Raw genomic sequence first — 13,554 nt, 5'->3', positions numbered from 1 at the left:
GCTGACTATCAGGCGACCACGGCCAAAAAAAGCGGGATCTTCCCCTCAGGCGGGCGGTGGTGCCCCCGGGATCGCCAGAAAACCGGCGACCGTCTCGACCGCCTCGGCCAGGCCCATGCGCAGCACCTCGGTCCCCGGCGGCAGGCCGGCGAACAGACGGGTCGGGGTGGCGGCGTCCAGCATCACGAACACCCCCTTGTCGTCGCCGCGCCGGATCAACCGCCCGAAGGCCTGGGCGATGCGGGCCCGGGCCAGGGCGTCGTCATAGGCCCGGCCCTGTGCCCCCTGTCCGCCGAACCGCTCGCGCCGGGCGCGGTGCAGCAGGTCCGGGCGCGGCCACGGCACCCGGTCGAAGGCGAGGATGCGCAGGGACCGACCCGGCACATCGACCCCGTCGCGCACCGCGTCCGTGCCCAGCAGGCAGGAATCCTGTTCGGCCCGGAACACATCGACCAGGGCCCCGACCTCGAGCGGATCGACGTGCTGGGCGTAGAGGGGCAGGCCCTCGCGGGCCAGGTCCGGGCCCAGCCGCTCATAGACGGCCTTTAGGCGGCGGATGGCGGTGAACAGGCCCAGACCGCCGCCGCCCGCGGCCAGGAACAGTTCGCGCATCGCCGCCGCCGTCTGGCGGGCGTCGTCCTTGACCAGATCATTGACGACGATGACCCGGCTGTGGGCGGCATAGTCGAACGGGCTCTCGACCTTCAGGGTGCGGGCCGGGTCGATCAGCCGCGCCGCCCCGGTGCGCACCCGGGCCATGTCGAACGGGTCGCCGTCCCCGGTCGTCGCCAGTGGGTCGGACAGGGTGGCACTGGTCACCAGCACCCCGTGAGCAGGCATGATCACCGCCGCCTCCAGCGGCACGGTCGGATCGATCCAGTGGCGGCGCAGGGCCACGTCGTGGATGCGGCCGAAGGCGGCCTCGGCGGTCAGCCAGTCGACGAAGTCGGGATCGGCCTCGTCACTGCCCTCATCGAGCGCCGCCAGCATCGAGCGCCAGCCGGGCAGGGTCATGCGGGCCCGGCGATCAAGACCCCGCAGCGCCCCCTCGATGCGGGCGCGCTGCGATCCGTCCAGTTCGGTCGCCTCGTCGTCCAGCACGTCTTCCAGATGGCGCGACAGGGCCAGCAGCGGGGCCTCGACGGCGGCCAGGGCCCGGGCGGCGGCGCGCGCGGCCTCCAGAACCGGCTCGGTCACCGGCCGCAGCGCGCATTCGAGGCCGAACTCGGTGCCGCCCGAGCCGCTGTCGCCGGCGCGGGCCCGCAGCTGTTCCAGCGCCGCCAGCAGGAAGGTCTCGATCGGCCCGATCGGATTGACCTCGCCCGAGGCCGGGGCGATGCGGCCGGACACCCCTTCGCCCGGCAACTGGGCCGCGGCGCGCACGGCATCGTTCAGGGCCTTCTGCGCCGCCTCGTTGTCGGCACATAGGTCGCCCAGCCGCTGCTCCAGACCGCGTCCGCGTCGGCCCCGCCCCTCGGGACCGCGGATCCAGCGGCGCAGTTCGGCCGATTCCTGACCCGACAGACAGGCGGAAAAGGCGCTGTCGGCGGCGTCGAACAGATGGTGGCCCTCGTCGAATACGATCCGTTTCAGGGCCGCCGTCTCGCCGTCCTGTTTCAACCCCCGGGCCGAGCGGGCCCCGTCGAAGGCGGCCTGGGTCATGACCAGGGCGTGGTTGGCCACGACCAGATCGGCGCGGCGGCTGGCACGGATGGTCTTTTCGACAAAGCACAGCCGGTAGTGGGGGCATGCGGCGTGGACGCACTCCCCGCGCCGGTCGACCAGGTTGGCGGCGCTGGCCTGCTGGCCCGATCCCACGGCGAACAGGCCCGGCAGCCAGCCGGGATAGTCGCCGCCGGTCATGTCGCCGTCGCGCGAATGCAGGGCCCAGCGCGCGGCCAGGGCCATGCCGATCAGGTCACCATTACCCAGCTGGGCCGCCTGGACCATGTCCTGCAGGTTCAGCAGGCAGAGGTAATTCTCGCGCCCCTTGCGCACCACGGCCTTGCGCTTGCGCTCGGCCGGGTCGGGCCACAGGGCGGCGCTCTCGCGGTCGATCTGGCGCTGCAGGGCCCGGGTATAGGTCGAGACCCAGGCCGCACCCTGGTTGCGCTCGGCCCACAGCGAGGCCGGGGCCAGATAGCCCAGGGTCTTGCCGGTGCCGGTGCCGGCCTCGGCCAGAAGCATGCGCGGTCGGCCCTCCTCGTCGCGGGGGGAGAAGGCATAGGCCGCCTCGGCCGCATAGTCGGACTGGGTCGGGCGGGTCTCGTCCAGACCCGAGGCCTGCAACAGCTTCTCCAGCCGGATGCGGGCGGACTCCGAGTCGACCGGGGCGGATCCCGCCTCGCCGCGCGGGGCCTCGTCCTCCCATTCGGTCATCCGGCTCCAGACATCGAGGCCCGAACCCCGATACTGGCGGGCCCGCATCGGCTGGTGCTGCAAGGCCCCCGACACCCGCCAGCCCCAGCCCCAGCCCGCCTTGGACAGGGTCTCGTTCAGGGTCATCGCATCCTCGCGCCGCGGATAGGCGGGCCCGGCCAGTTCGCGCAGCAGGGCGTCGGCGGCGTGACGCAGGGCCACGGCCTGGGCCTCGGCCCCCTTCGGCTCGACCATACCGAGCGCCAGCGCCAGGCCGCTGGGCGACGGGGCGCAGAACCGGGCCGGGCGCACGAAGGCAAACAGCTCCAGCACATCCAGCAGATCGGGCGAGCGGGGCGGCGGGGCCAGCCCCAGACGCCGCGCGGTCAGGCTGGCGTGGGCGACCAGAACCGGGGCGGTGGTGAAGGCCCCTTCGGCCGCACCGCGCCCGATCCGGCGCGCGCCCGCCTCGTCGCAGATAGCGCCCGCGCCCGGCGGGATGGCCAGGGCGGGCGGCAGCCCCAGCCACGGCTCCGCACCGGTGACGGCGGGACGGACGGCGGCGTCGATGGCGGATTCGTCGGACACGGATCACAGATAGCGGTTCAGCGCGTGAAACGGAACGGGAACATGCTATAGGCCGGATGTGATCCCCCCGTCCGCTCCCGCAACGCTTCCCCCTCTCTTCGCCGACTGGTTCGCGTCGCGCGGCTGGTCGCCACGCCGGCACCAGCTGGAGATGATCGCGGCGGCGCAGGCCGGGTCGCATGCGCTGCTCGTGGCCCCGACCGGCGGCGGCAAGACCCTGGCGGGATTCCTGCCCAGCCTGATCGAATTGAGCGAACGCGGTCCGCGTCCGGCGACCGGTCCGGGCTCGGGCATTCACACCCTGTATCTGTCGCCGCTTAAGGCCCTGACCGTCGACGTCGAACGCAATCTGATGACCCCGATCCGCGAGATCGGGCTGTATATCCATGTCGAGAGCCGCACGGGCGACACCAAACAGTCGAAGAAGCAGCGCCAGCGCGAATTCCCGCCCGACATCCTGCTGACCACGCCGGAACAGCTGGCCCTGTTCTGTGCCTGGGAGGGCGCACGCAGCTATTTCGCCGATCTGCAGTGCGTGGTGCTGGACGAGATCCACGCCATCTGGAGCGGCAAGCGCGGCGACCTGCTGTCACTGGGTCTGGGCCGGCTGCAACAGTTCGCGCCGGGCATGCGACGGGTGGCCCTGTCGGCGACCGTGGACGATCCGGCGATGATCGCGGGGTGGCTGGCTCCCTCTTTTCCTTCCCCCATTTCGGGGGAAGATGGGCCGCGCAGCGGCTCGGATGGAGGCTCTGACCACGCCACGCCTGCCGACCCCCGGGGTGGGGCCGCCAGCCCCCATCCGTCTCGCTCCGCGAGCCACCTTCCCCCGCAGGGGGGGAAGGGAGTGGTTGTCGTTCGCGGCGACCCCGGCTCACCGCCCGTCATCGATGTGCTGGTCTCCGAAGGCCACGTGCCCTGGGCCGGCCATACCGGTCAGCACGCCATGCCCGAGGTCTATCAGGCCATCGCCGCCGCGCGCCTGACCCTCGTGTTCGTCAACACCCGTTGGCAGGCGGAGTTCGTGTTCCAGTCGCTGTGGGCCATCAATGACCAGAGCCTGCCCATCGCCCTGCATCACGGGTCTCTGGCGGCGGAACAGCGGCGCAAGGTCGAGGCGGCGATGGCCCGGGGCGAGCTGCGGGCGGTGGTCTGCACCTCGACGCTGGACCTCGGCATCGACTGGGGTGACGTCGATCTGGTGATCCAGCTGGCCGCGCCCAAGGGGGCGTCACGGCTGGTGCAGCGCATCGGCCGGGCCAACCACCGGCTGGACGAACCCAGCCGCGCCCTGATGGTCCCGGCCAGCCGGTTCGAGACCCTGGAATGCCAGGCCGCGCGCGAGGCGGTGGCCGAGAACGCCTTCGACTGGGAGCCGGTCCATGTCGGCACCCTCGACACCCTGGCCCAGCATGTGATGGGCGTGGCCTGTTCCGAGTCGTTCACGGTCGCGACCCTGCACGCCGAGGTGACCGGCTGCGGCCCCTATCGCGACCTGTCCTATGAGGCGTTCGAGGAGGTGCTCGATTTCGTCGCCACCGGCGGCTACGCCCTGCGCACCTATGACAAATTCGCCCGCATCGTGCGCGATCGCGACGGTTTCTGGCGGGTGCGCACGCCGCAGATCGCCCAGCGTCACCGGATGAATGTCGGCACCATCGTCACCGCCGCCACCCTGAGCGTGCGGGTCGCCTCGGGCCGGGGCGGGGCCCGGCGCACGCGCGTCGGCGGTCGCAAGATCGGCGAGGCCGAGGAGCATTATTTCGAACGGATGAGCCCCGGCGACACCTTCGTCTTCGCCGGCCAGGTCTGGGCCTTCCAGGGCATTTCCGGGCTGGACGCCCTGGTCACCCGGGCCACCGATCGCGACCCGAAAATCCCGTCCTACGGCGGTTCGAAATTCCCGCTGTCGACGTCGCTGGCGGTGCGGGTCCGGGCGATGATCCAGGACCGCGACCACTGGCGCGTGCTGCCCGTCGATGTGCAGGAATGGCTGGCGCTGCAGGAGCGGCGCTCGCTGATCCCGACGGCGGACTCCCTGCTGATCGAGACCTTCCAGCGCGGCACGCGGTATTTCATGGTCTGCTATCCGTTCGAGGGGCGATTGGCCCACACCACCCTGGCCATGCTGCTGACGCGGCGGCTGGACCGGGCCGGAGTCGGGCCGCTGGGCTTTGTCTGCACCGACTATTCGCTCGCCATCTGGGCCATCCGGCCGCTGGACGGCCTCGACTTCGACGACCTGTTCCAGCCCGACATGCTGGGCGACGACCTCGAGGCCTGGCTGGAGGAGAGTTTCATGATGAAGCGCAGCTTCCGCGACTGCGCCCTGATCGCCGGCCTGATCGAGCGCCGCCAGCCGGGGGCCGAGAAGACCGGGCGGCAGGTGACCTTCTCGACCGACCTGATCCACGATGTGTTGCGCCGCCACCAGCCCGATCACCTGCTGCTGCGCACGGCCCGGGCCGATGCGGCGGCCGGCCTGCTCGATGTGGCCCGGCTGGGTCAGCTGCTGACCCGGATCGGCGGCCATATCCGCGCCGTGGCCCTGGATCGGCCCTCGCCGTTCAGCGTGCCGGTGCTGGTCCAGATCGGCCGCGAACGGGTCGGCGGCGGCGCGGCGGAGATGATCCTGGAGGACCTCGCCTGTGGCTTCGACGAAGAAGCCCTGATCGCCGAGGTGATGGCGCAAATCCCCGATGAGCCTTCCTCGGCCGGGGAGGTAGGGCGATGAATGCGGCCCTGCGCCGGACCCTGTCACCCGCCCGCCATCCGTGCGGCGGCCTGCGCGTGCGTATTATGGGCGAAGCCTGTGTGCTGCGGACGTCGGGCGCGCTGTGGGTGATCGCCCACAACACCCTGATCGCCGCCGATCTGCATCTGGAGAAGGGCTCGGCCTATGCCGCCGGCGGCCAGATGCTGCCGCCCTATGACAGCGCCGCCACCCTGACGCGGCTGGAGGTCGAGATCGCGGCCCTCGACCCGGCACGGGTGGTGTTGCTGGGTGACAGTTTCCACGATACCCGCGCCATCGGTCGCATGGCCCCGGACGACCGGTCCCGTCTGGACCGGCTGGCCGCCGCCCGCGACTGGATCTGGCTGGAGGGCAATCACGACCGGCTGGCCCTCGGCGAGGACCTGACCGGCCTGACCGGCACGGTGGTCGAGGCCCTGTCGCTGGGCGCGCTGCGGCTGGTGCACGAGCCGCAGCCGGGCGATCAGCCGGGCGAGGTCGCCGGCCACCTGCACCCGGCGGCCCGGGTCGCCGCCCATGGGCGTGGCGTGCGCCGACCCTGTTTCGTCACGGACGGGGTGCGGGTGGTGCTGCCTGCCTTCGGAGCCTTCACCGGCGGGCTGGATGTGCGCAATCCGGCGATTGCCGGCCTGTTTACCGAACGGCCGATGGCTGCGGCGCTGGGACGGGACCGGGTCCATGCGCTGGCCTGGGCGGCGTTGCGGTAGGGTCTCTGACCAGAAGGGCATCCGACGCCGCCTCCAGCTCCCGCTCCAGCCGCGCCATGAACACATCCCGCTTCAGCCCCGCGGGGATGGGGGGCAGGAACTCATAGACGATGGTGCCCGGATAGCGACGAAAGCCATGCGCCGGCCAGTGAACGCCCGAGTTGGTGGCCATCGGGGTGCAGGGGCAGTCGAGGTCGCGGTACAGGGCGGCGATGCCGGGCTTGTAGTCGGGCTCGGCCCCGACCGGTACGCGCGTCCCCTCGGGGAAGATCAGCATCTGCCGACCCTCGGCGAAGCGGTCGCGCGCCTGGCGCACCATGGACTTCAATGCCTTGGCGTGGGCCGAGCGGTCGACCGCGATCATCTTCGTCTTGACCGCGAACCAGCCGAAGAAGGGCAGGGGGGCCAGCTCCTGCTTCATGATGAAACAGTTGTCCGGCAGGATGGCGAACGGCGCGATCACATCCAGCATGCTCTGGTGCTTGCCGGCGATCAGGGCTGCCCCGGTCGGGCGGTATTCGAGGCCGCGGAATTCGACCTTGACCCCCGCGATCCAGCGCAGGCCGAACAGGCAGAACCGGGCCCAGTTGCGGATCACCCACATGGCCTGGCGATAGGGCATCAGCAGGGCCGGCGACAGGCCGACGGCAAACAGCGCCATCGACAGGTACAGCCAGACGACAAACAGCAGGGAGCGGACGCTGGTCACGCGGGCGCGGCTTCGGTGGCGGCGATGTCAGCCTCGGCCGGCTCGCGGTCACCGGTCAATTTGTGCACACCGGCCCGCGTCAGGGCGGCGAGATACTTCATATATTCCAGCGTCATCCGTCGGGCGGTCACGGCCGCCTTCCACCAGCGCGTATCATCCAGCGACGGGGTCGAAACCGCATAGGGGGTCAGGGTCACGCCCGGCGCGGCGGAGCGGATCTCCACCAGGCTGCGCGGCATATGGTAGTCGGAGGTGACCACGATCAGGCTGTCATAGCCCTTGGTCTCCGCCCAGGCGGCGATCTCGCGGGCATTGCCGGAGGTGTCTTCGGCCTCGAATCCCAAGTCGACGCAGCAGTTGAACAGCCGGTTGGAGCCGGGGGTCAGGGCGCGCAATTCCTGGCGGCGGACCTCGCGGTTGACGCCCGAGATCAGCAGACGCCGGCCCTTGCCCTGTTCCAGCAGCCGTACCGCGACATTGACCCGCTCGGCCGACGGCCCGGTCAGGGCCACGATGGCGTCGGCGCGGGCCGGATCGTCAGCCGGGGTCAGGTTGCGGACCCGGTCCGCAAAGGCGAACAGGCCGACCAGCCAGACCAGGGCCAGAATCGCGATGAGAGTCAGAAACTTCATAGCCCTTCCTAACGCCGCCGTTGCAGGCTCGCCAGCGTTGTAATGCGCGCCGCGACCACCGCTACCGTAGCCGCCAGAAGCGGGCATGGCGAGAGCAACCACAGGTCGCTCCAGGCCAGGGGCAGGGCCGGGCTGAAGCCGTCGCTGCCGCCGAGGCCTCGCAGGCCGGCGACCAGCAGGGCGGCGGCGATGGCCCCGGCCGCCCCCGCCCCCGCGGCGAGCAGGCCGAACCGGGCCTGGTACAGACGGGCGATGGTGCCGTCTGTGGCCCCGTTCAGGCTCAGGGTCTCGATCACCGGGCGCTGTGCCGCCATGGCGGCGCGGGTGGCATAGGCGATGGCCGCGCCCGCCGCGAGCGCGGTCAGCAGGAAGGCGGCCCCGGCCAGCAGGGTGATGATCATGGCGGCGCGCTCGACCTCGCCGCGCCACAGGCTGTGGTCGTCGACACTGGCGTCCAGGCCGGCCTCGGCGAGAGCCCGGCTGAGGGTGACGGCGCTGGCGGGGGTGACCGGGTCCAGCCGCACGGTGACCAGATGGGGCAGGGGCAGGTCGGGCAGGACGGCGTCGCCGATCCAGGGGCGCAGCAGGGCCTCGGCCGTGGCGCGGTCCATGGCCTCGGCCTCGGCCACTCCCTCGACCCCGGCCAGGGTCTCGGCGGCGCGGGCGGCGGCCCCGGCCCCGGTCTCGCCGACGCGCGGCCGGACCTGGACCGTGGCCTCGGCGCGCAGCTGGCCGGCCCAGCCGTGGGCGGCCCGGTCGGCCGAGGCGGCCCCGACGGCGGCGAGACAGGCGAGGAAACAGAGGATGGCGATCAGCGCCGCCAGCCACGGCTCACCGGCGCTGTCGCGCGGCAGCAGGCCGGGCGACCGGCCGGTCAGGCGGGGACCCAGCCCCCGGGCCAGACGGGCGATCATCGACGGCTCCCGGCCAGTCGGCCGCCTTCCAGGCGCAGGATGCGGGCCCCGGACCGGGCCGCGAGGGCCTCGTCGTGACTGGCGATCAGAACCGTGGTGCCCAGCTGGTTCAGTGACTGGAACAGGCGCAGCAATCGCTCACCCATGTCCGCGTCGATACTGCCGGTCGGCTCGTCGGCCAGGATCAGGTCGGGGCGACTGATCACGGCCCGGGCGATGGCCAGCCGCTGCTTTTCGCCCCCCGACAGGGAGGGCGGGACCTCGGCCATCCGGTCGCCGAGACCGACCCAGTCCAGCATTTCGGTGACATTGCCGGCGTAGTCGGCGCGTTTCAGCCCGGCCAGCCGCAGCGGCAGGGCGACATTGTCAAAGGCGCTGAGGTGATCCAGCAGACGAAAGTCCTGGAAGACCACGCCCAGGCGTCGCCGCACGGCCGGGATGGACCGGCGCGGCAGGGAGGTGACGTCGTCACCGAACAGGCGCAGCTTCCCCGTCGTCGGTCGCTCGACCAGGGTCAGGAGCTTGAGCAGTGATGATTTTCCCGCACCGGACGGCCCGGTAAGGAAGTGGAAAGAGCCGCGCGGCAGAATGAGGTCGATGTTCCGAAGCACGCCGGGCGCGTCCGCATAGCCGAACCCCACGCCCTCAAGGCGGACGGTGTCGGCGGTGGAGTCGGGTTCGGCGGTGCGGCGGGGCGATTCGGGCATAGGTTACTTATTGGAATCGGGGCGGAATGTCGCCTCGACGGGAGGGGGCTCAACGCCTCGCAGTCAGACCACATGATACTGACCTGCCCGTCCTGCGCCACCAGCTATTTCACCCCGGACGATGCGATCGGTCCGGGCGGACGCCGTGTGCGCTGCAAGAGTTGCAGCCATGTCTGGCACGCCAGTTCCGATGAACCGCTCGAACTGAACGCCGCCGCGGTCCTGATTGCGGATTCGGAAAAGGCCGCGACCGTAGCGGGGGACCCTGCGCCGGGCCCGTCATCCGCCGCCGGATTCGGCAAGCGGGACGACGGCACCGAAACCCTGGCCGAGACCCCGGCCCCCGAACTGCCCAAGGCCTTCCGGGCCCGGGCCGAGCAGCAGCGTCGCCTGCGCCGTGCCGCCGCCCATGGGGCGGTCTGGGCCGGGATCGCCTCGGCCTTCGTCTCCCTGCTGACCGCCGGCTGGCTGTTCCGGGTCGAGGTCGTCGAACTGTATCCCCGTGCCGCCGCCGCCTATGCCGCGGTCGGGTCACCGGTAAACCCGACCGGTCTGGAGTTCGAGGCCATCACCGCCCGGGCCGCTCCCGGCGCGCCTGACCGGGTGCTGGTCTCGGGGGCCTTGCGAAACGTTCGCGCGACCGAGATCGTCGCCCCGCCGGTGCGGCTGGCCCTGCTGGATGGGCACGGGGCAGAGATCGGCCATGCCGTGGTGCGGATCGACGCCGCCCCGGTGCTGCCGGGCAAGGTCCAGGGGTTTGCCGTCCTGATCGCCGATCCGGGCAGCAAGGCCGCCGGTGTCGATGTGGTCTTCCAGTCGCCCGATCCCGTCCGTCGCCGTGCCGCCGCGCCCCACGCCACGCCGGTCCATCCGGTCCCGCGCCCCCTGCCCACGGCGGACGAGGGCGGCCTGCGTCCGGCCCTGGCCCCGGTGCCGGACCCCGACGACCTGCATCCGCTCGATGCCGTGCCCCTGCCTGCACCGGCTCTCGACACGACCGGGCACGAAGCGGTATCCGCCTCCCATCATGGCTGATGACCCCCAGGCCGCGCCGGCCACCCCGACCGTCCTGCTGCCCGAGTCCGAGATCCAGCGCATCGTCGCCGATCTGGCCGCGCGCATCGCGCCGGTCATCGACGACGAGACCGTGGCCGCCGTCCTGCTGACCGGCGGGCTGTGGTTCGCCGCGGACCTGACCCGGGCCCTGTCGCGGGTCGGACGCAATGTCCGCTTCGACGCCCTGTGGCTGGCCTCCTACGGCGACTCGCAGACCAGCCGTGGCCGGATCGACGTCTATGCGCCCTATCAGCGGCCGATCGTCGGCCGTCGTGTGTTGATCGTCGACGATGTGTTCGACACCGGCCTGTCGCTGGCCGAGGCCGTGCGCATCACCCGTGAGGCCGGGGCGGCCGAGGTGCTCACCTGTGTCTTCGCCCGCAAGCCCTGGCCCCTGCCGCGCGCGCCCGAGCCGGATTTCGTCGGCTGGGACGCCCCCGACCGTTTCCTGGTCGGCTATGGCCTCGACCACGCCGGGGCCCTGCGTGGCCTGCCCGACGTCTGCGCCCTGGACTGAATCGCCCCTTTGCCGCGGTCTGGACGGGTGACGCGCCCTGACGGTGGCGCTAAACCATCGGCAGGGAGATCCGCACCATGACGACTCGCGCCAATGCGCCCCACTACCAGTCCGGCTTCGGCAATCATTTCGCCACCGAGGCTGTGGCCGGGGCCCTGCCCGAGGGGCAGAATTCGCCGCAGAAGGCTCCGATGGGGCTCTATGCCGAACAGCTGTCCGGAACGGCCTTCACGGCCCCGCGCGCCGAGAACCGGCGCAGCTGGCTGTACCGGCTGCGGCCTTCGGCCCAGCACCCGGCCTACAGCCCCTTCCCGCAGGGGCGGCTGCGCTCGGGGCCCTTCACCGAGGCCGAGCCCAATCCCAATCGCATGCGCTGGGACGCCCTGCCGATGCCGGACACCCCGACCGACTGGGTCGAGGGGCTGATCACCTATGGCGGCACCGGTGACGCCGAGGCGTTGAACGGCATCGGTATCCATCTGTATGCGGCCAACCGCTCGATGGTCGACCGGGTCTTCTACGACGCCGACGGTGAGCTGCTGATCGTGGTGCAGGCGGGGGACCAGACCTTCGCCACCGAGATGGGACGGATCGCGGCGCGGCCGGGCGAGATCGTGGTCATTCCGCGCGGCGTGCGGTTCCGCGTCGAGTGTGACGGGCCGATCCGCGGCTATGTCTGCGAGAATTACGGCGCGGCCTTCCGCCTGCCCGACCTGGGGCCGATCGGGTCCAACGGCCTGGCCAACCCGCGCGACTTCCTGACCCCGGTCGCGGCCTTCGAGGACGTCGACCGCCCGACCGAATGCGTGCAGAAATACGCCGGACGACTGTGGACCACGACCTTCGACCACAGCCCGCTGGACGTGGTCGGCTGGCACGGCAATCTGGTCCCGTACAAATACGACACGTCCCGGTTCAACGCGATCGGTACGGTCAGCTATGACCATCCGGATCCCTCGATCTTCACCGTCCTGACCTCGCCCAGTGACACGCCGGGCACGGCCAATTGTGATTTCGTGATCTTCCCGCCGCGCTGGATGGTGGCCGAGCATACCTTCCGGCCGCCGTGGTTCCATCGCAATGTGATGAGCGAATTCATGGGACTGGTGTCGGGCGAGTACGACGCCAAGGCGGGCGGCTTCGCCCCCGGCGGGGCCAGCCTGCACAACTGCATGAGCGGCCACGGCCCCGACCAGGCCAGCTATGACAAGGCGATCAAGGCGGACCTCAAGCCGGTCAAGATCACCGACACCCTGGCCTTCATGTTCGAGACCCGGCTGCCGATCCGCACCACTCGCTGGGCCCAGACCACGCCGCTGATGCAGCTGGACTACGACGAGGTCTGGACCGGTTTCGACAAGGGAAACGTGACATGAGCCTGCGCCTGATGATGGCGGCCGCCGCCGCCCTGCTGCTGACCGCCTGCGCGCCGGTGGTCCCGATGCCCGACGGTCCGGTGGTGGTCGACCAGACTCCGACCGCCGCCGCCTGCGCCGCCCGCGGCGGCGAACTGCGTCCGGTCGGCCGGATGCAGAGCCTGCAATGCGTGATCAAATATGCCGATGCCGGCCGGCGCTGTACCGACGGGGATGACTGCCTCGGTGACTGCCGCATCGCGGGCGCGGCCCCGGCCCCACGTGAGGGTGCGCCAGCCGTCGGCCAGTGTCAGGTCAGCAGTGACCGCTTCGGTTGTTTCACCACGGTCGAGAACGGTCGGGCCGAGGCGACCCTTTGCATCGACTGATCCAGTGCATCCAGGCCCCGTCGGGACTCGTTTCTGAACCATGACCCTGACCGAGATCGCCGTCCTGCTGTCCGTGAACCTGGCCCTGATCGTCGGGGTGATGGTCGCCCTGTGGCTGGTGGCCCTGAAGGTGCGGGACGTCAGTTTCATCGACGGCGTCTGGCCGCTGGCCATGCTGTTCCTGGCCCTTGTCACCTGGCCACGGACCGAGGGCGATCCGGGACGCAAATGGCTGTTGCTGGGGATCGTGACCCTATGGGCCGCGCGCCTGGCCTGGCATCTGTTTCGTCGCTGGCGCGCGAACGGGGCCGACGCCCGCTATGTCGCCATTCTCAAGGATCGGGCCGACAAGGGCTGGAGCTTCGGCAAGACGGCCCTGGTGATCGTGTTTCTGCCGCAGGCGGTTCTGGCCTGGCTGACGTCGCTGCCGGTGCAGCTGGGTCAGGTGGCGGCGACGCCTTCGCTCGGGGCGATTGCCGTGATCGGCGCGCTTCTGGCTGTGGCCGGACTGGTGATCGAGACGGTCGGCGACGCCCAGCTGTCCGCCTTCCGCAGGGATCCGGCGACCCGGGGCACGGTGCTGGACACCGGTCTGTGGCGCTATACCCGTCACCCCAACTATTTCGGCGACGCCTGTGTCTGGTGGGGCCTGTGGCTGATTGCCGCCGAGAGCGGGGCGGTGGGCCTGTGGTCGATCGCCGGACCGCTGTTCCTGACCTTCACCCTGACCCGCTGGTCGGGCATCGGCATCACCGAGAAGGCGATCTCGAAATCCCGGCCGGGCTATGCCGACTATGTCGCGCGCACCAGCGCCTTCATTCCCTGGCCGCCCAGAAAGGCCTGACGACCAGAGCCCGGGCCCGCACG

Annotated in this window: 12 protein-coding genes; 7 read left to right on the top strand and 5 right to left on the bottom strand. The window is 70.9% G+C overall.

The annotated features are described in order from the left end of the window. Positions 1 to 45: 45 nt before the first annotated feature. Positions 46 to 2,946, bottom strand: a complete 2,901-nt coding sequence (locus tag AACZ75_RS03805; RefSeq protein ID WP_339871336.1) for an ATP-dependent DNA helicase — start codon at positions 2,944 to 2,946, stop codon at positions 46 to 48. Positions 2,947 to 3,004: 58 nt separating this feature from the next. On the opposite strand from AACZ75_RS03805, the gene AACZ75_RS03800 reads away from it, so the two are divergent. Continuing rightward, positions 3,005 to 5,680 carry a ligase-associated DNA damage response DEXH box helicase gene (locus AACZ75_RS03800; RefSeq protein WP_339871335.1) on the top strand — a complete coding sequence of 892 codons (2,676 nt, stop codon included), beginning with the start codon at positions 3,005 to 3,007 and terminating at the stop codon, positions 5,678 to 5,680. Continuing rightward, on the top strand, positions 5,677 to 6,408 hold the full coding sequence (gene pdeM, locus AACZ75_RS03795; protein WP_339871334.1) for a ligase-associated DNA damage response endonuclease PdeM: 732 nt from the start codon (positions 5,677 to 5,679) through the stop codon (positions 6,406 to 6,408). Before AACZ75_RS03800 ends, pdeM begins: the two co-directional genes overlap by 4 nt. Here the strand turns inward: pdeM and AACZ75_RS03790 are convergent. The 4 genes from AACZ75_RS03790 to AACZ75_RS03775 are packed head-to-tail and all read right to left on the bottom strand — an operon-like array spanning position 6,335 to position 9,370. Further along, positions 6,335 to 7,117 carry a 1-acyl-sn-glycerol-3-phosphate acyltransferase gene (locus AACZ75_RS03790; protein WP_339871333.1) on the bottom strand — a complete coding sequence of 261 codons (783 nt, stop codon included), beginning with the start codon at positions 7,115 to 7,117 and terminating at the stop codon, positions 6,335 to 6,337. The genes pdeM and AACZ75_RS03790 overlap by 74 nt on opposite strands. Next, positions 7,114 to 7,749 (bottom strand): YdcF family protein, encoded by a 636-nt coding sequence (locus AACZ75_RS03785; RefSeq protein WP_339871332.1) that lies wholly within the window; start codon positions 7,747 to 7,749, stop codon positions 7,114 to 7,116. Before AACZ75_RS03785 ends, AACZ75_RS03790 begins: the two co-directional genes overlap by 4 nt. Before the next feature lie 8 nt (positions 7,750 to 7,757). Then, positions 7,758 to 8,663, bottom strand: a complete 906-nt coding sequence (locus tag AACZ75_RS03780) for an FtsX-like permease family protein (RefSeq protein WP_339871330.1) — start codon at positions 8,661 to 8,663, stop codon at positions 7,758 to 7,760. Continuing rightward, positions 8,660 to 9,370, bottom strand: a complete 711-nt coding sequence (locus AACZ75_RS03775; protein WP_339871328.1) for an ATP-binding cassette domain-containing protein — start codon at positions 9,368 to 9,370, stop codon at positions 8,660 to 8,662. The genes AACZ75_RS03780 and AACZ75_RS03775 overlap by 4 nt, the downstream gene beginning before the upstream one ends. Before the next feature lie 72 nt (positions 9,371 to 9,442). On the opposite strand from AACZ75_RS03775, the gene AACZ75_RS03770 reads away from it, so the two are divergent. The 5 genes from AACZ75_RS03770 to AACZ75_RS03750 all read left to right on the top strand — a co-directional run bounded on the left by AACZ75_RS03770 (position 9,443) and on the right by AACZ75_RS03750 (position 13,531). Then, a complete protein-coding gene (locus AACZ75_RS03770) occupies positions 9,443 to 10,405 on the top strand; it encodes an MJ0042-type zinc finger domain-containing protein (protein WP_339871327.1) in 963 nt (320 codons plus the stop codon). Next, on the top strand, positions 10,398 to 10,943 hold the full coding sequence (locus AACZ75_RS03765) for a phosphoribosyltransferase family protein (RefSeq protein WP_339871326.1): 546 nt from the start codon (positions 10,398 to 10,400) through the stop codon (positions 10,941 to 10,943). The genes AACZ75_RS03770 and AACZ75_RS03765 overlap by 8 nt, the downstream gene beginning before the upstream one ends. Before the next feature lie 77 nt (positions 10,944 to 11,020). Then, positions 11,021 to 12,319, top strand: coding sequence for a homogentisate 1,2-dioxygenase (hmgA, locus tag AACZ75_RS03760; RefSeq protein WP_339871325.1), 1,299 nt, complete (start codon positions 11,021 to 11,023; stop codon positions 12,317 to 12,319). Continuing rightward, a complete protein-coding gene (locus tag AACZ75_RS03755) occupies positions 12,316 to 12,687 on the top strand; it encodes a hypothetical protein (protein ID WP_339871324.1) in 372 nt (123 codons plus the stop codon). The genes hmgA and AACZ75_RS03755 overlap by 4 nt, the downstream gene beginning before the upstream one ends. A 40-nt stretch (positions 12,688 to 12,727) precedes the next feature. Beyond that, complete coding sequence (locus AACZ75_RS03750; protein WP_339871323.1) at positions 12,728 to 13,531, top strand: DUF1295 domain-containing protein; 804 nt, start codon at positions 12,728 to 12,730, stop codon at positions 13,529 to 13,531. Positions 13,532 to 13,554: the final 23 nt, after the last annotated feature.

The organism is uncultured Brevundimonas sp. (assembly GCF_963975535.1).
Classification (GTDB): Bacteria; Pseudomonadota; Alphaproteobacteria; order Caulobacterales; family Caulobacteraceae; genus Brevundimonas.
Note: the sequence above shows the minus strand (reverse complement) of the source record. Positions and strands in the feature narration are given on the sequence as shown.

Bases quoted from the DNA above. Each gene is read 5' to 3' on its own strand.
- AACZ75_RS03750 (WP_339871323.1), top strand. From the start codon at position 12,728: ATGACCCTGACCGAGATCGCCGTCCTGCTGTCCGTGAACCTGGCCCTG.
- pdeM (WP_339871334.1), top strand. From the start codon at position 5,677: ATGAATGCGGCCCTGCGCCGGACCCTGTCACCCGCCCGCCATCCGTGC.
- AACZ75_RS03775 (WP_339871328.1), bottom strand. From the start codon at position 9,370: ATGCCCGAATCGCCCCGCCGCACCGCCGAACCCGACTCCACCGCCGAC.
- AACZ75_RS03780 (WP_339871330.1), bottom strand. From the start codon at position 8,663: ATGATCGCCCGTCTGGCCCGGGGGCTGGGTCCCCGCCTGACCGGCCGG.
- AACZ75_RS03765 (WP_339871326.1), top strand. From the start codon at position 10,398: ATGGCTGATGACCCCCAGGCCGCGCCGGCCACCCCGACCGTCCTGCTG.
- AACZ75_RS03770 (WP_339871327.1), top strand. From the start codon at position 9,443: ATGATACTGACCTGCCCGTCCTGCGCCACCAGCTATTTCACCCCGGAC.
- hmgA (WP_339871325.1), top strand. From the start codon at position 11,021: ATGACGACTCGCGCCAATGCGCCCCACTACCAGTCCGGCTTCGGCAAT.
- AACZ75_RS03785 (WP_339871332.1), bottom strand. From the start codon at position 7,749: ATGAAGTTTCTGACTCTCATCGCGATTCTGGCCCTGGTCTGGCTGGTC.
- AACZ75_RS03755 (WP_339871324.1), top strand. From the start codon at position 12,316: ATGAGCCTGCGCCTGATGATGGCGGCCGCCGCCGCCCTGCTGCTGACC.